Here is a 14,195-nt window from a genome sequence, read left to right on the forward strand (position 1 = left end):
GCGGCCTATCGCGTATTGGCGCGGGAACGCTCCTTTGGCCTTTCCGGAAAACCATGATTCGTCTCGAAAGCATCAGCAAGCAGAACGGCCGTCAGATCGTCTTCATCGAAGCCTCCGCCGCCTTGCAGAAGGGCGAGAAGGTCGGGCTGGTCGGGCCCAACGGCGCCGGCAAGACGACGCTGTTTCGCATGATCAACGGCGAGGAGCAGCCCGACGAAGGCCAGGTCTCGGTCGATCGCGGCGTCACCATCGGCTATTTCAGCCAGGATGTCGGCGACATGTCCGGCCGCAGCGCCGTTGCCGAAGTGATGGACGGCGCCGGCCCGGTGAGCGAGGTGGCGGCCGAGATGCGCGAGCTCGAGCACGCCATGGGCGACCCCGATCGCGCCGGTGAAATGGACGAGATCATCGCCCGTTACGGCGAGGCGCAGCACCGTTTCGAGGAGCTCGACGGTTACGCGCTGGATGGGCGTGCTCGCGAGGTGCTGGACGGCCTTGGCTTCAGCCAGGAGATGATGGACGGCGACGTCGGCAAACTGTCCGGCGGCTGGAAAATGCGCGTAGCACTTGCCAGGATCCTTTTGATGCGGCCCGACGCCATGCTGCTCGACGAGCCGAGCAACCATCTCGACCTCGAAAGCCTGATCTGGCTGGAGCAGTTCCTGAAGAACTATGACGGCGCGCTGCTGATGACCTCGCACGACCGCGAGTTCATGAACCGCATCGTCAACAAGGTGGTCGAGATCGACGGCGGTTCGCTGACCGCCTACTCCGGCAACTACGAATTCTACCAGCAGCAGCGGGCGATTGCCGACCGGCAGCAGCAGGCGCAGTTCGAGCGCCAGCAGGCGATGCTGGCCAAGGAGATCGCCTTCATCGAGCGCTTCAAGGCGCGGGCTTCACATGCCGCCCAGGTACAGAGCCGGGTGAAGAAGCTGGACAAGATCGACCGGGTCGAGCCGCCCAAGCGCCGCCAGAAGGTATCGTTCGACTTCCAGCCGGCGCCGCGCTGCGGCGAGGACGTGGTGACGCTGAAGAACGTGCACAAGGGCTATGGCAGCCGCTCGATCTACGAGGGATTGGATTTTCAGGTGCGCCGCCGCGAGCGCTGGTGCATCATGGGCGTCAACGGCGCCGGCAAGTCGACGCTGCTGAAGCTGGTCGCTGGCGCTTCCGAGCCGGACAATGGCACGGTGGCGCGCGGGCCCAGCGTCAAGATGGGCTATTTCGCCCAGCACGCCATGGAAGTGCTGGAGGGCGAGCGCACCGTGTTCCAGACGCTGGAAGATGCATTTCCGCAGGCCGGCCAGGCGCCGCTCAGGGCGCTGGCCGGCTGCTTCGGCTTTTCCGGCGACGAGATCGAGAAGAAATGCCGCGTGCTGTCGGGCGGCGAGAAGGCGCGGCTGGTGATGGCGCTGATGCTGTTCGATCCGCCCAATTTGCTGGTGCTGGACGAGCCGACCAACCACCTCGACATCGCCACCAAGGAGATGCTGATCACGGCACTGTCGCAGTACGAGGGAACCATGCTGTTCGTCTCGCACGACCGCCATTTCCTGGCGGCGCTGTCGAACCGGGTGCTGGAACTGACGCCCGAGGGCATCCACACCTATGGCGGCGGCTATACCGAATATGTCGAGCGCACCGGGCAGGAGGCGCCGGGGTTGCGGAGCTGAGGCCGGCTCTGCCGCTCACGGTCACGTAGACGCTCGGTTCCGGAGGCCAAGCACGAGGTGCTCAGCCATGTATCGCAATTTCGCGCAGCGGATCGCCGCCGTCGATGAACAGCCGGCCTTGCGCGGTCAACGCCGCCTTGAGCCGTCGCAGGGCAATTTTTCCTGCTTCGGGATGACGCCCGTCCAGCGCGCCGACGCGCACCGCAACGGCAATGTCGAAGTGCTTCTCATCGGCCTCCAACTCGAAATCCTCGATGGCGATCTGGCGAAGGCTCAGCCGGCCTGCCGCAATCTCGGCGCGCGAGGCGGCCCCGGCCTGCGCGATGGCCTTGGCCGAGCGGTCGATCGCCAGCACGTGCCCACCGCCGATCCGGCGCGCGATCTCGCGCGCTGCAGCACCCGGTCCGCAGCCGATCTCCAGCACTCGCATGCCCTGCCGCAAGGGCAGCGCATTGACGATCTCCAAAAGCCTTGGCGACAAGTCGTTCGCCATACGCTCTTCTCCAGCTTTTTCGCAATCCGAGATTAGCGACCGCGGCCGGCGACGGGAAGGCCGAGAGACGCGGGCATCGCCGATGTGTTCAGCTGGTATGTTCAGTTGGGTGCTGCTTGAGGGGGATGATCGACATCGAAGAGGTCGACGATCCGGTCTCGACCGCGGGCGACCGGGCGGACCCCGAGCGGCCCGGCGTCGTTGACCTGAGGGGTAGGGAGGGAACTGGCGCCGAGCCTAACCGGTTGGGGGGTAGATCACCGGCCGTTTATGTGTATACGCTCAAGCTAATATAAGAGCAAGCTAATGTTTTGCGTCAGCTATGTTGGACGATTGTTCTGATCAGTGGCCGGTTGTGGCTTCCTGCCGCGCCCTCCAACCCGGCCAAACACCGCTTATTGCCTTCAAGTCCTGGCTCCAATGCTGTACCCCGGCCCGAAATTCAAGGAGCCTGCGATGACCTCACATCCCGACATCCCCGACGCCAGCATGGCGGTCGATGCGGCCGGCGTGGCAGCCGATGACCGGCGCGCTCGCGAGGCGGATGCCGCATGGCGGGACGATGTTCGCGAGGGCGTGCGGTATGTAGGCGATCTGGATTCGCTGCCGCTGTCGCCGGCCGAGCGGGCGGCGGCCGAAGCCGCGGCCACGCGCCACAAGGTTCGCATTCCCAAGGCCTATCTCGACCTGATCGACTGGAACGACCCCGCCGATCCGATACGGCTTCAGGTCATCCCGTCGCCCGACGAACTGGCAGAGCAGGAGGGCGAACTCGACGATCCGATCGCCGACCACGCCTTCAGTCCCGTGCCTAGATTGACGCATCGACATGCCGACCGGGTTCTGTTGTTCCCGACCTATCAATGCGCGGTCTATTGCCGGTTCTGCTTTCGCAAGGAGCAGCTGACGTCGATCGGCCGCGGCTATACGCGCGAAGCTCTCGACGAAGCCTTCGCCTATATCGCGGCCCATCCGGAAATCCGCGAGGTGATCCTGACCGGCGGCGACCCGCTATCGCTGCCGGACAGGGCGCTGACGGAAATCCGCGCCCGTGTCGAGGCGATCCAGCATGTGCGGCTGTTGCGCATCCACACTCGCGTACCCGTCGCGCTGCCGTCGCGCGTCACCGGCGGGTTGATTCAAGCCTTGCAGGGCCGGCTGATGGTCACTGTCGTCACCCATTTCAACCATCCACGCGAAATCACGGAGGCGACCGAGCGGGCCTGCCGCACGTTGCGGCAGGGCGGCTTCGTGCTGCTGAACCAGAGCGTTCTGCTGAAAGGCGTGAACGATACGGTCGAGGTGCTGGAAGAGCTGTGCCGCGAGCTGATGTATCGCCTTGGCGTCAAACCCTATTACCTGCACCACGGCGATCTCGTGCGCGGCATGGCGCACCGGCGCACCACGATCGCCGAGGGCCAGGCGCTGGTCAGCGCCTTGCGTGCGCGCCTGTCGGGCATCTGCAATCCCGTCTACGTGCTGGACCTGCCGGACGGCGGAGGGAAAGTGCCGCTCGGCCCGTCCCATCTTGAGGCACGGGAAGGGGAGACGTGGCGAATACGTGGGCTTGATGGGGCGGTGAGGGGGTATGGAGAGCTGGTTGGGGAGGAGGGGACGCGCAGCCGCCGTCCAAGCCAGCCCACCTTGGTGACCTGACATGCAGCCCTTGATCACGGAAGCATGCGTTAACTGCTGTTCTATTTGGTGCTTGCGCAATTGCTAAAATGGTGGAAATGTTGGTGCGGGGTAATGGGTTAGGGGAGTTCGTCCCGGCTGTAGCGAGTTCCGGGGCGGCGCAGAAAAATCATGAACTTTCCACAGTTCCTGGTGGGGCTGACCACCACATCGTCCATCGTGGCGATCTCGACTTACCTTGCGACGGGTTCAATCTGGAAGACGCTGGCCTGGACGATCTTGACCTTGATCGTCATGCAGGTTGGATATTTCCTGTTCGTCGTCCGGTTGATCTACGGATCCGGGGCGAAAAGCGCGGAGGCAAAGCCGCGGCGTCTGAGGGCTGTGCCGCCGAACCGTCGAGGTCGCGTTCAGCTTATGTAGTAATGTCCCATATAGATATCATGGTCTAGACAGGACATGTTCGGTTCTGGGAATGTGCATTGGACGTTCCGCTAGTTTAGTCAACTAATATATATCGCCCAACTCATATCGTCGTTTTTGGGCTAGCGGGAAAACCTGCCTGCTGCTTGTACGACGGTGCCTAAGGCCACATTTTACAACCGGCTGGCAAGCTGCCTTTTGTTGATGCCAGCTTAAATCCGGCTGGTGTTTTCGATGGGCCATTGAGGCTATAAAGCCGTTCAACCGGGCGGCATCGAGATGCATTTCGGCCGGTCGAGAGGGTTGTGGTGATCGACGGAACGCCAAACGTGATCTTGCTGATCGGTAGCGCCCCCGATGTGGTGCGCTCCGCCGCCTGGCCCAAGCAGGCCTTCGGCAAGATCGTCGCCATCAACAACGCCTGGCGCGTGCGCCCCGACTGGGATTTCCTCGTCCATGCCGGCGATTTCCCGGCGGAGCGGATGCCGCAAGGCGGTCCCCTGCAGCAGGCGCAGATCTTCAGCGCCTCGCATTACGTGCCGGCGCAAAACAGCTTTGGCGGCTTCGTCTATGCCGGCGGCACCATGTCGATGACGGCGGCCTACTGGACGATCCACAGTCAGAAGCCGGACGTGCTGGCATTCCTTGGCTGCGACATGATCTACGACCAGCCCGGCAACACGCATTTTTACGGCGTCGGCCGCGCCGATCCGCTGCGCAACGACGTCACCCTGCGCAACCTCGAGGCGAAGTCGGCCCGCCTGCTCATCCATGCGCTTCGGCGCGGCTGCCTGTGCGTCAACCTATCCGACCTGCCGCGCAGCCGACTGATCTTCCCGCGGCTGACGCTCGATGAACTCGGCGCGCTTTCTTCCTCGCAGCTTTCGGAAATGAAGGCGGAGATGCTTGCCGGCCTGCGGCTCGATCAGGCGGAGGAGGCCGACAGGATCGAGAAGGAACTCGGCTATCTCTTCGAGGACGGCATGTACTGGAAGCACCTTGACAAACTCGACGAGAAATTCCTGGCCAACATCGACCGGCTGTGGATGGCGGCGGTGGAGGCGAGCTTGAGCAGTCGGCCGAAGCTGCCGATCTCCCCTACAAGGCGGGAGATCGGCGCGTCGTCCGCTTAGCTTTTGGCCGCCTCGAGCTTGTCTTGCATCTTGGTCTCGAAGTCGCTGGCGTCATGGCGCTCGTGCAGCTGCATCGAAGGCTCGCCGAAGGTGCGGTTGACCATGCGGCCGCGCTTGACCGCCGGCCGCGCGTCGATGGCGTCGGCCCAGCGCTGCACGTTCTTGTACTGCTCCACCTGCAGGAACTCGCCGGAATCGTCATACATACGGCCCTTGGCCAGCCCGCCATACCAGGGCCACACCGCAATGTCGGCAATCGTATAGTCGCTGCCGCCTAAATACTCGCTTTCGGCGAGGCGTCGGTCGAGCACGTCCATCTGCCGCTTGGTTTCCATGGCGAAGCGGTCGATGGCATATTCGATCTTCGTCGGCGCATAGGTGTAGAAATGGCCGAAGCCGCCACCGAGATAGGGCGCCGAGCCCATCTGCCAGAACAGCCATGACAGGGTCTCGGCGCGAGCCGGCTGCTCCGTCGGCAGGAATTCGCCGAATTTTTCGGCGAGGTAGAGCAGGATCGAGCCGGATTCGAAGATGCGGACCGGCTTTTTCCCACTGCGATCCATCATGGCCGGGATCTTCGAGTTGGGGTTGACCTCGACGAAGCCGCTGCCGAACTGGTCGCCGTCGTTGATCCTAATAAGCCAGGCGTCGTATTCGGCGCCGCTGTGGCCGAGCGCCAGAAGTTCCTCCAGCATGATCGTCACCTTGACGCCGTTCGGTGTCGCCAACGAATAAAGCTGCAGCGGATGCTTGCCGACCGGCAGTTTCTTGTCATGCGTCGGGCCGGCGATCGGCCGGTTGATGCTGGCGAAAGCGCCGCCATTTGCCTTGTTCCAGGTCCAGACTTTTGGCGGCGTGTATTGGTCCGTTGCGTAGTCGTTCATTTGGGAGGCCTTTGGAAGGGTTGGTTGGGAGGATATCCGATATCAACGTGGGTAATGGCGGAGGAACTTTGCATAGGGCAGCTTGGGATAGCCGTAGGTACAGATAGGGCTGCCGGCGCTGTTGCAAAACCCCGGCGCGAACGGCGCGGCGCCGGTCCACGCCAAAGCCGGCGCCGCCTCTTGCGCCTGATCACCTGCGCCATACCTATAGCCCATATCGGCCTGCGAACCCCATATCGGCCTGCGAACATTGCCAGGAACCAAAGCATGAATATCGAACCCCTTTTGCGATCCATCGTGGCCGTCCGCGCCACCGTGCCAGAGGACGCCTTCACGGCAAATACACTTGGCACCCGCCGCGAGGGCAGTGGCGTGGTCATCCGCGGCGACGGGCTGGTACTCACCATCGGCTATCTCATCACCGAGGCCGAGGAGGTCTGGCTGGCCGACCAGGACGGGCGCGTGGTTCCCGCCCATGCGCTAGCCTACGACCAGGAGTCGGGCTTCGGCCTGGTGCAGGCGCTGGCGCCGCTCGGGCTGCCCGCCATTGCGCTCGGCGATGCCTCCAGGGCCAAGATCGGCGATCCCGTCGTGCTCGCCGACGGCGTCGGCCGCTCCGTGCGGGCGCGGATCGTCACCAAGCAGGAATTCGCCGGCTATTGGGAATATCTGCTCGACGAGGCGATCTTCACGGCGCCGGCTCACCCCTCATGGGGCGGCGCCGGCCTCATCGGCGCGGATGGCAGGCTGCTCGGCATCGGTTCGCTGCGCCTGCAGATGAGCCGCAACGGCGAGGTCGCCGACATCAACATGGTGGTGCCGATCGATCTTCTGCCGCCCATCCTCGACGATCTGCTGACGCGCGGGCAGGTCGCCAGGCCGCCGCGGCCGTGGCTCGGCGCCTTCTCGGCCGAGAGCGACGGCAAGGTCGTGGTGATGAGCGTCGCCGAGGGCGGTCCGGCCGCCCAGGCGGGCCTTCGCCAAGGCGATGTCATCTCGGATGTCCGCGACACGGCGGTCGATGGGCTTGCCGATTTTTATCGCAAGCTTTGGAAGAGCGGCCCGGCCGGTGCCGAGATCCCGCTCCGGGTGCTGCGCGATGGCCGCGAAACCTGGCTGCGCGTCAAGTCCGCCGATCGCAACAGCCTGCTGTGGAAGCCGCCGCTGCAGTGAGGCAACCGAAACCTCTCACTCTCCGCAAGCGCTGAAGCCAGTGCCCGGGGTCCATTCCGCAAATGGGATGACCTTGCCTTCGACCGATACGGTCGCTTGCCTGGTGCTGCCGTCCGCCAGCTTCTTGCTGCTTTTGCCCTTGCCGGTCAGCACATTGTAGTCGCAGTCGCCGGCAACATTGTCGTCCATGTAATCCCAATACTCGTAGGCAAAACCGGCGACGACGAACGTGCCGTTGCGCCAGGCGAGCGTCAGCGTCTTATTGGTCCGCTCGCTGCCGATCTCCATCGCCGGAATATAGAGCTTGATCGAACCGTTGGGGAGCGTAGTGAGTTCGGGCTCGGTGTCGGATGTGGCGGGGCCCGGCCGGTCGTAATCCTTCCATTCCCCGTCAATCTGATCATGCACGATCCCGGCAGGTTTTAGAAAATCCCCATTGCGATCTTTGAGGAAAAAATACAGGTCCATGGGAGAGCCGGGCTCGGTCTCGACGATCATCGCCAGATCGGCGGCGCCGTCGCCGTTCCAGTCGCCGGTCGCCGCCGTGATGATCTTCTGCGTCTCGATCGGCTCCGCCAGTGCGGCGGCCGGCAGCAGGACCAGACCGAATATTGTCGATCGCATGTAAAATCCTCTTAGCCTGGGCAGGTCTGAGACGCACGCGCTTCTCAGGAGGCCCGGCTCTGCCGCGTCTCGGAACGGCTCGTCTCGTTGAGCAGCCGGCAGAGCGAAACGGCTTCACGACGGCTCAGGCCGATCAGCGCGATTTCCGAAAATTGCGCCGGCAGATCGTGAACGATGTCCCACACCATCCAACGGCCGTTCGGCTCCATGACACATTCGTAGCGCAATAATTGTTCCTGCATCCGACCCCCGGCTTTGCTCACCGGACTGGTACAGCGTCGAGGTAAATGAGTTGTTGCGCCGCGCGAGTATTCCGCGGCTGTCAAAACCAGGCGTTGAATCCCACAGGGGCGAACCACGGCTGACGGTGCCGATACTCTCGACAAGGCGGCAGGGCAGGGACGCTTCCGGCATGAAGGCGGCCGCCGCCAGAATTGGATCAGGCGTTGCGGCTCGCCATATGCGCGTCGAGCTTCCTCCTCGAGGGGCCGTAACGCTTGATGATGGTCGCGGCCTCGCTTTGCGGTATGCCGTATTTGCGGGCAAAGGCAGCGACCTCGTAAGGCTCTTCGCCTGAGACCAGTTTGCGATCCTGCTTGGTCTTGGATTTGTCGTCGGCCATGGCGTCCTCCATCACATCTGGTCGTTATAGGGCTCCTTGGTCCGGCCGACCATCCTGGCCAGTTCGGCAAAGGACGGTACGCCGGTTTCACCCTGGGCATTGTTGGCCGCCTGCAGCAGCCTGAGCGGAAAGCAGACGGCGTCGCGGTTGGATGGCGACATGTCTTCATAGAGACGCTCGTCGCTGGTCATCGCCGCCTCGGCGCGGCGCAACGCCATGTCGACCTCGTCGACCGACAGCAGGCCCTTGTGGACCAGCGCGTTGTTGACGGCCGCGATCGCCATCATCAATCCTTCGAGCTGGAGATTGGCGACGTTCATCGTCTTGCGTCCTTGCCGGGCTTCTTGGCGGTAGCCTTGCCGTCTGGCCGGATCGCTGTGCGCGGCGGGTTCTGGCCCTCCGAATGCCGGGTCTTGTCGTCGAAATCGTCAGCCGGCCTGGTCAATCCCATGCCGCCGGGAGGCGGCTTGTTGCCGGCCGCATCCTGCGAGAATTCGTCGGCCGCGTCGGGGCTCGTCTTTGCCGGATATTTCCTCGCGCCGGTCTCGTAGCGGTTCTGGTCGTCGGCCATGTCCTGTGCTCCGGTTGCAATGAGCAGATAACCTTCAGGCGCCGCCAGCGGTTCCGTGGTGAAATCGACCTTGCCGGCGCCGAAGGCTTCGCAATCTGTCGGGTTTTAGTGCATTCTTGTGCATGCCAACAATGCTTCGCCCCGACGCGCCGGCACAATGCTGCTCCTACTGCGGCGGGCGCGACCACAATTACGAGGATTGCCCGAAGCGCAAAAGCGATGCCGAACGGCAGAAGGAGACGCCAGGCAACGCGTCCCAGCCCGCTGCGGCGGCTGCAGGGGAAATCCGCCAGCCGGCCTGAACCACCCCGCCGGTCCGGCCGGCTGGCGCGAAGGTCCTTCCATATCCAGAGGATTGCAATGCCGCCACTATTGTGGGCAAAAGCAGCACGGGCAATCAGGTTGGGGTGGGGTGATGACCGAAACGCAAGGCAATTCAAGCCGTCCGCAGGGCAAGCCGGGGATGGCATCGGGATCGATCGGTTCCGGCCTGATCGCACTCGTCATCGTGGCGCTCGGCGTCTTTGCGCTCCTGGGGTCCTGGTACACGATCGACCAGGGCGACCGCGGCGTGCTCTTGACCAACGGGGCGCTGAGTTCGGTCGTCGATCCCGGACTGCATTTCAAGCTGCCGTGGCTGCAGCGCGTCGAGAAGATCAGCTTGCGCCAGCAGGTGCTCAAATGGGGCTGCGAAAACCAGAACGATTGCAGCGGCCTGCCGGCCATGCAGGCCTATTCGCGCGACCAGCAGCCGGCCGACATGCGCGTTACCGTCAACTTCCACGTGCCGGCCGCCGAAGTCAGCAACGTCTACACCAATTATGGATCGATCGAGGCACTGGCCGACCGTGTCATTGCCAGGAAAGCACCGCAGGAGATCAAGACGGTGTTCGGCCAGTACGACGCGGTGTCGGTTATCCAGAACCGGGCGAAGTTCAACAAGGACGTCGCCGACGCCATCGCGGCGGTAACCGACGGCCCGGTGATGATAGACAGCGTGCAGGTCGAGAACATCGACTTCTCCGACGCCTACGAGCAGGCGGTCGAAGCCAGGATGACGGCGCAGGTCGAGGTGCAGAAGCAGGAACAGAACCTGCAGCAGGAAAAGATCAAGGCCGATATCGCCGTCACCCAGGCCAAGGGCCGCGCCGACAGCGTCAAGGCCGAAGCCGAGGCCAGCGCCTACAAGACCAGGGTCGAAGGCGATGCGACCGCGGGCGCCATCAAGGCTCGCGCCGCCGCAATCGCCAACAATCCGCTGCTGGTCGAACTGACCAAGGCGGAGAGATGGAACGGCGAATTGCCGAAGTCGATGATCCCGGGCTCGACCGTACCGTTCCTCGAACTCAGCACGCCTGCCGCAGCATCGAACTGAGGCGCGGCGCAAACCAGATCAGGGCGGCGGCGCGATAGCCGTCCTGGTGCGGTTACGGCTGAAGCACGGCGCCTCGGGCGATTGCCTGCGTTTGACTTAGAAAAGCTGTCAGCAGCTCCATTCCCGCCGGCCAGTCGCCGAGCCCGCTGTCGCCATTGATGTGGCCAAGCGGTCCGGCGATATGGAGATCGCTGCCCCATCGCTCGGATTTCGCCCTGGCATAGTCCAGCGAGCCGTAGGGATCGTTGGTGCTGGCGACAATCAGCGACGGAAAGCGAAGCCGTTGTTGCGGTGCGTCGGCGAAGGCCCGGGCGGAGGAGGGGAAGGCCGGCGACGCAGGGTCCGGAACCGCGACCAGCAACGCGCCGCCGATAGAGCGGGGGGAGATCCGCTGCCAGTGCACGACGAGCAGACAGCCGAGGCTGTGGGCGACGAGCACCGGCGGTGTCCTTGCCTGGCATACAGCGGTTTCCAGCGCAGCCACCCAGTCGTCGAGGTCCGGCGCGTCCCAACTCGCCGGGTTGAACCGCCGCATCGCCGGGTTTGCCTGCTGCCAACGTGTCTGCCAGTGGGCTTTGCCCGATCCGCCGATGCCCGGCACAATGATGACGTCGGTCATGCGAAGCCCTTCTTTCCTGATGCAGCGCGTGCAATTCTAGGTCTTCTCCCAGGTGGCGGAATGAGAGATCATCGGAAAGCAGCGACGAAATCCGATGGATTAGAGGCGATCATGCGGAACGGCGATTATCGGCCAAGGCTCGACCCCACCGATCTGGCGATCATTGAGATCATGCAGGAGGATGGCCGCATCGGCATCTCCGAGCTTGGCCGCCGCGTCGGACTGTCCCAGCCCGCCACCTCGGAACGGGTGAAGCGGCTGGAGGAGCGCGGCGTCATCACCGGTTACAAGGCGGTGATCAATTCGGCAGCGCTCGGGCTCGGCACCATGGCGGTCATCCGCCTGCGCACCACGCATGAGCATATCCAGGCCTGCCTGAAGAAGTTCGCCCAATTGCCGGAGGTGGTCGAGGTGCTGCGGGTGACCGGCGAGGATTGTTTTCTGGTCAAGGTCGTGGTCCCGTCACCGCCCGATCTTGAAAGCATCGTCGACAGCATCGGCCACCACGGCACGGTGACGACAAATGTGGTTCTGCGCGCCGAGCAACCGAAGCGGCTGGGACGCGAATTGATGACCAGGGCCTGACCGGTCTATCGCTTGGTCTGCGTATGCCCGACGGCATTGGCGAACGAGATGCCGCCCTTGATCTCGCGCATCGCCATCGAGGTGATCGTGCGCCGCACGCCGGGCAGCCGGCTGAGCTCCTCGCGCAGCATCCTGTCGAGCGCCATCATGTCGACGGTGACGATCTGCAGGAGATAGTCGGCCTCGCCAGTCGTGGCGTGGCAGCGGCGGATCAGCGGATGCTTTTTGACCGCCGCCTCGAAGGCGTCCGATAGCTCGAAATCGATCGACACCTGGATGAAGGCTTCGATGCCGAAGCCGAGCTTGGCCGGGTCGATCCGGGTCGAGTAGCCGCGGATGACGCCGGCGTCCTCAAGCGCCTTGACCCGCTTCCAGCACGGCGTCTTGCTCAAGCCGACCTCATCGGCGAGCGCGGCAAAGGAGATGCGGGCCTCGCGTTCGAGCGCCGCGACGATCTTCCGGTCGACCGCATCCAGCATCATTCGTTCTTCCAATCTGCTTCAGTGACAATTTTCGTCCTTCGTTTCCCGCCAATCGAATAACAGAAAGGGACAATGTTCGGCAAGAAAGCGATTAGACTCGGGCTGGGATCCAACAAACGCCTGCGGCCCAACGGCCGCGGCAAGGAGCATGGCCATGGACAAGCAGGACTATTATGCCCGCATCGAAACGCCTGAGATGCGCGACTATGGCGTCTACCTCAAATGCGACAGGCTGCTGGCCTGCCAGAAGCCGCTGGCCGAGATTGTGAATGCCGACGAGTTGCAGTTCCAGATCGTGCACCAGGTCGAGGAGCTGTGGATGAAGCTCATCGCCTACACGCTGATCGACGTCGTCGATTTCCTGGAAAAGCAGGACACGCATCGCGTCGTCACGCTGATGGGGCGCGTGCATCGGCTGATGCGGCTGATGACGGCGCAGCTCGACCTGCTCGAAACCATGTCGCCCAAGGAGTACCAGCAGATCCGGCTGCAGCTCGGCAATGGCAGCGGCCAGGAATCGCCGGGCTTCAAGCAGCTGCTGCGCCTGCCGCCCGATCTGTGGCGGGCCTTCAAGGCGTCATACCTCGACGACCGCGGCCTTTCGGTCGAGGATGTCTACGATACCGGCTACGATCACGGCGACAGCTATGTCGTTGCCGAAGCGCTGATCGAGTTCGACGAGCTGTTCCAGAAATTCCGTGCCAACCACCTCTATCTCATCCACCGCACGATCGGCCTCGGCGCGAAATCGCTGAAGGGCCGGCCGGTCGAATTGCTGGAAGCCGGCGCCCGCCACCGCTTCTTCCCGGAACTCTGGGACATACGCTGGGCGATGACCGACCGCTGGGGCAGCCAGTATGGAACGGTACGGGAGCCGATCAGCAAGCCGGGGGTCAAGGTGGGGTAGTACAACCTTCCTTCTCCCCTTGTGGGAGAAGGTGGATCGGCGCGCAGCGCCGAGACGGATGAGGGGTGTTGGACGGAGTGCCGCCGGCGCCAAGCTGGAGCACCCCTCATCCGTCGCCTTCGGCGACACCTTCTCCCACAAGGGGAGAAGGGAAGGCGCCACTTTGGTGTCGCCCGCTTGTATCCTGCAGGTTTTTCGGGGGATGATGTCGGGCTTGCGGTTGGTGGTGCGTCCTTGGGGCACAACCATCGTAACTCTTGGGAGGACATCATGACCTTGGAAACCGCTCAATCAACCGTTCAGTCGCCGTGGCAGACCGCGGCAATCCTTATCGCCCGCCTGATCTTTGCCGCCGTCTTCCTGATGGCCGTGATCTTCAAATTCGTCGATATCGGCGCCACCGCCGGCTATATCGCGGCGGCTGGATTTCCGTTCCCGCTGTTCCTGGCCTGGTGCGCAGCCCTGCTCGAGGTCGTCCTCGTTCTATGCTTCCTGACCGGCGCCTTCTTCTCATGGGCAGCACTCGTCGCCGGCGCCTATGTGCTGTTCCTCGGCTTCGCCTTCCACGGGCCGTCGCACTGGGCCGGCAACCAGGCCGAGTTCGGCTTCTTCGTCGATCACTTCACCTTCCTGGCCGGGCTGCTGTTCGCCGCCGTGCACGGGCCGGGCAGGGTCCTGGCGCTGAGGCTTGGCAGGGCGTGATGCCCAATCTCGCATCCGGCGTTCTCGTAAAGGCGCTCAGAAGGGTGGCTGCGACGATCCCGGCCGGGTCTATGACCGCGACCAGGGCCAGATCGGCAGCACGATCCGCACCAGCATCGTCGTGACGATCGAGAACGGCTGGATACCGTCATTCAGGCCATCGCAGTTCGATTGAAATAAAAGCGACAGCTAAAGTACGAGCGTTCGAGGTTTATGCTTTTCGTAGATGCGCCTGCATTCCCTCTGTACTTCCAACATTCGGCGGGCTAAGCAAGACGCGGGTCTTGAGGG

General features: G+C 63.4%; 20 protein-coding genes. 11 read left to right on the forward strand and 9 right to left on the reverse strand.

Features of this window, described 5'->3' with window-relative positions:
* The first annotated feature begins 53 nt into the window (after positions 1-53).
* Positions 54-1,676, forward strand: a complete 1,623-nt coding sequence (locus tag NKI16_RS00245; protein ID WP_023675691.1) for an ABC-F family ATP-binding cassette domain-containing protein — start codon at positions 54-56, stop codon at positions 1,674-1,676.
* Between the two features lie 61 nt (positions 1,677-1,737).
* Here NKI16_RS00245 and NKI16_RS00250 read toward each other — a convergent pair whose 3' ends face one another.
* Positions 1,738-2,169: an SAM-dependent methyltransferase gene (locus NKI16_RS00250; RefSeq protein ID WP_023675692.1), complete on the reverse strand. Its 432-nt coding sequence runs from the start codon at positions 2,167-2,169 to the stop codon at positions 1,738-1,740.
* A 489-nt stretch (positions 2,170-2,658) separates the two neighbouring features.
* Between NKI16_RS00250 and NKI16_RS00255 the strand changes: the two genes are divergently transcribed.
* The 3 genes from NKI16_RS00255 (at position 2,659) to NKI16_RS00265 (ending at position 5,360) form a co-directional block, all read left to right on the forward strand.
* Positions 2,659-3,825, forward strand: coding sequence for a KamA family radical SAM protein (locus tag NKI16_RS00255; protein ID WP_084641033.1), 1,167 nt, complete (start codon positions 2,659-2,661; stop codon positions 3,823-3,825).
* A 150-nt stretch (positions 3,826-3,975) separates the two neighbouring features.
* The gene (locus tag NKI16_RS00260; RefSeq protein ID WP_023675695.1) at positions 3,976-4,227 is read left to right on the forward strand and encodes an exopolysaccharide production repressor protein; all 252 of its coding nucleotides are present in this window, start codon (positions 3,976-3,978) and stop codon (positions 4,225-4,227) included.
* 329 nt (positions 4,228-4,556) lie between these two features.
* The gene (locus NKI16_RS00265; protein WP_245274653.1) at positions 4,557-5,360 is read left to right on the forward strand and encodes a hypothetical protein; all 804 of its coding nucleotides are present in this window, start codon (positions 4,557-4,559) and stop codon (positions 5,358-5,360) included.
* Here the strand turns inward: NKI16_RS00265 and yghU are convergent.
* Positions 5,357-6,244, reverse strand: a complete 888-nt coding sequence (gene yghU, locus NKI16_RS00270) for a glutathione-dependent disulfide-bond oxidoreductase (protein WP_023675697.1) — start codon at positions 6,242-6,244, stop codon at positions 5,357-5,359. The two genes, NKI16_RS00265 and yghU, sit on opposite strands and share 4 nt — an antisense overlap.
* A 267-nt stretch (positions 6,245-6,511) precedes the next feature.
* Here yghU and NKI16_RS00275 point away from each other — a divergent pair, with 267 nt between their 5' ends.
* Positions 6,512-7,417 carry a S1C family serine protease gene (locus NKI16_RS00275; RefSeq protein WP_023675699.1) on the forward strand — a complete coding sequence of 302 codons (906 nt, stop codon included), beginning with the start codon at positions 6,512-6,514 and terminating at the stop codon, positions 7,415-7,417.
* A gap of 15 nt (positions 7,418-7,432) precedes the next feature.
* Here NKI16_RS00275 and NKI16_RS00280 read toward each other — a convergent pair whose 3' ends face one another.
* The 5 genes from NKI16_RS00280 to NKI16_RS00300 form a co-directional block, all read right to left on the reverse strand.
* Positions 7,433-8,041, reverse strand: coding sequence for a hypothetical protein (locus tag NKI16_RS00280; protein WP_023675700.1), 609 nt, complete (start codon positions 8,039-8,041; stop codon positions 7,433-7,435).
* Between the two features lie 44 nt (positions 8,042-8,085).
* On the reverse strand, positions 8,086-8,268 hold the full coding sequence (locus tag NKI16_RS00285; RefSeq protein ID WP_245274654.1) for a hypothetical protein: 183 nt from the start codon (positions 8,266-8,268) through the stop codon (positions 8,086-8,088).
* A gap of 212 nt (positions 8,269-8,480) precedes the next feature.
* Positions 8,481-8,663 (reverse strand): DUF3606 domain-containing protein, encoded by a 183-nt coding sequence (locus NKI16_RS00290; RefSeq protein WP_023675702.1) that lies wholly within the window; start codon positions 8,661-8,663, stop codon positions 8,481-8,483.
* An 11-nt stretch (positions 8,664-8,674) separates the two neighbouring features.
* Complete coding sequence (locus NKI16_RS00295) at positions 8,675-8,983, reverse strand: hypothetical protein (protein ID WP_023675703.1); 309 nt, start codon at positions 8,981-8,983, stop codon at positions 8,675-8,677.
* Positions 8,980-9,234: a hypothetical protein gene (locus NKI16_RS00300; RefSeq protein WP_023675704.1), complete on the reverse strand. Its 255-nt coding sequence runs from the start codon at positions 9,232-9,234 to the stop codon at positions 8,980-8,982. The genes NKI16_RS00295 and NKI16_RS00300 overlap by 4 nt, the downstream gene beginning before the upstream one ends.
* Positions 9,235-9,365: 131 nt before the next feature.
* Between NKI16_RS00300 and NKI16_RS00305 the strand changes: the two genes are divergently transcribed.
* Both NKI16_RS00305 and NKI16_RS00310 read left to right on the forward strand, forming a co-directional pair.
* A complete protein-coding gene (locus NKI16_RS00305) occupies positions 9,366-9,536 on the forward strand; it encodes a hypothetical protein (RefSeq protein ID WP_023675705.1) in 171 nt (56 codons plus the stop codon).
* Positions 9,537-9,649: 113 nt separating this feature from the next.
* A complete protein-coding gene (locus NKI16_RS00310) occupies positions 9,650-10,609 on the forward strand; it encodes a prohibitin family protein (protein WP_352571346.1) in 960 nt (319 codons plus the stop codon).
* Positions 10,610-10,661: 52 nt separating this feature from the next.
* On the opposite strand, the gene NKI16_RS00315 is transcribed toward NKI16_RS00310, so the two are convergent.
* Positions 10,662-11,228 (reverse strand): RBBP9/YdeN family alpha/beta hydrolase, encoded by a 567-nt coding sequence (locus NKI16_RS00315; RefSeq protein WP_023675707.1) that lies wholly within the window; start codon positions 11,226-11,228, stop codon positions 10,662-10,664.
* A gap of 111 nt (positions 11,229-11,339) precedes the next feature.
* On the opposite strand from NKI16_RS00315, the gene NKI16_RS00320 reads away from it, so the two are divergent.
* The gene (locus NKI16_RS00320) at positions 11,340-11,813 is read left to right on the forward strand and encodes an Lrp/AsnC family transcriptional regulator (protein WP_023675708.1); all 474 of its coding nucleotides are present in this window, start codon (positions 11,340-11,342) and stop codon (positions 11,811-11,813) included.
* A gap of 5 nt (positions 11,814-11,818) precedes the next feature.
* Here the strand turns inward: NKI16_RS00320 and NKI16_RS00325 are convergent, their stop codons facing one another.
* Positions 11,819-12,295, reverse strand: a complete 477-nt coding sequence (locus NKI16_RS00325; RefSeq protein WP_245274655.1) for an Lrp/AsnC family transcriptional regulator — start codon at positions 12,293-12,295, stop codon at positions 11,819-11,821.
* A gap of 154 nt (positions 12,296-12,449) precedes the next feature.
* Here NKI16_RS00325 and NKI16_RS00330 point away from each other — a divergent pair, with 154 nt between their 5' ends.
* The 3 genes from NKI16_RS00330 (at position 12,450) to NKI16_RS00340 (ending at position 14,079) form a co-directional block, all read left to right on the forward strand.
* Complete coding sequence (locus tag NKI16_RS00330) at positions 12,450-13,202, forward strand: tryptophan 2,3-dioxygenase family protein (protein ID WP_352621294.1); 753 nt, start codon at positions 12,450-12,452, stop codon at positions 13,200-13,202.
* 270 nt (positions 13,203-13,472) lie between these two features.
* Entirely contained in the window at positions 13,473-13,904 is a 432-nt protein-coding gene (locus NKI16_RS00335; protein ID WP_023675711.1) for a DoxX family protein, read from the forward strand.
* Entirely contained in the window at positions 13,891-14,079 is a 189-nt protein-coding gene (locus tag NKI16_RS00340) for a hypothetical protein (protein WP_031211496.1), read from the forward strand. The genes NKI16_RS00335 and NKI16_RS00340 overlap by 14 nt, the downstream gene beginning before the upstream one ends.
* Positions 14,080-14,195: the final 116 nt, after the last annotated feature.

The sequence above is a fragment of the Mesorhizobium sp. M0698 genome (genome assembly GCF_040320455.1).
Lineage (GTDB): Bacteria > Pseudomonadota > Alphaproteobacteria > Rhizobiales > Rhizobiaceae > Mesorhizobium.

Excerpts from the sequence above, each read along its gene's own strand:
- NKI16_RS00245 (WP_023675691.1), top strand. The coding sequence starts at position 54 with ATGATTCGTCTCGAAAGCATCAGCAAGCAGAACGGCCGTCAGATCGTC.
- NKI16_RS00250 (WP_023675692.1), bottom strand. The coding sequence starts at position 2,169 with ATGGCGAACGACTTGTCGCCAAGGCTTTTGGAGATCGTCAATGCGCTG.
- NKI16_RS00255 (WP_084641033.1), top strand. The coding sequence starts at position 2,659 with ATGGCGGTCGATGCGGCCGGCGTGGCAGCCGATGACCGGCGCGCTCGC.
- NKI16_RS00260 (WP_023675695.1), top strand. The coding sequence starts at position 3,976 with ATGAACTTTCCACAGTTCCTGGTGGGGCTGACCACCACATCGTCCATC.
- yghU (WP_023675697.1), bottom strand. The coding sequence starts at position 6,244 with ATGAACGACTACGCAACGGACCAATACACGCCGCCAAAAGTCTGGACC.
- NKI16_RS00275 (WP_023675699.1), top strand. The coding sequence starts at position 6,512 with ATGAATATCGAACCCCTTTTGCGATCCATCGTGGCCGTCCGCGCCACC.
- NKI16_RS00280 (WP_023675700.1), bottom strand. The coding sequence starts at position 8,041 with ATGCGATCGACAATATTCGGTCTGGTCCTGCTGCCGGCCGCCGCACTG.
- NKI16_RS00290 (WP_023675702.1), bottom strand. The coding sequence starts at position 8,663 with ATGGCCGACGACAAATCCAAGACCAAGCAGGATCGCAAACTGGTCTCA.
- NKI16_RS00295 (WP_023675703.1), bottom strand. The coding sequence starts at position 8,983 with ATGAACGTCGCCAATCTCCAGCTCGAAGGATTGATGATGGCGATCGCG.
- NKI16_RS00300 (WP_023675704.1), bottom strand. The coding sequence starts at position 9,234 with ATGGCCGACGACCAGAACCGCTACGAGACCGGCGCGAGGAAATATCCG.
- NKI16_RS00305 (WP_023675705.1), top strand. The coding sequence starts at position 9,366 with ATGCTTCGCCCCGACGCGCCGGCACAATGCTGCTCCTACTGCGGCGGG.
- NKI16_RS00310 (WP_352571346.1), top strand. The coding sequence starts at position 9,650 with ATGACCGAAACGCAAGGCAATTCAAGCCGTCCGCAGGGCAAGCCGGGG.
- NKI16_RS00315 (WP_023675707.1), bottom strand. The coding sequence starts at position 11,228 with ATGACCGACGTCATCATTGTGCCGGGCATCGGCGGATCGGGCAAAGCC.
- NKI16_RS00320 (WP_023675708.1), top strand. The coding sequence starts at position 11,340 with ATGCGGAACGGCGATTATCGGCCAAGGCTCGACCCCACCGATCTGGCG.
- NKI16_RS00325 (WP_245274655.1), bottom strand. The coding sequence starts at position 12,295 with ATGATGCTGGATGCGGTCGACCGGAAGATCGTCGCGGCGCTCGAACGC.
- NKI16_RS00330 (WP_352621294.1), top strand. The coding sequence starts at position 12,450 with ATGGACAAGCAGGACTATTATGCCCGCATCGAAACGCCTGAGATGCGC.
- NKI16_RS00335 (WP_023675711.1), top strand. The coding sequence starts at position 13,473 with ATGACCTTGGAAACCGCTCAATCAACCGTTCAGTCGCCGTGGCAGACC.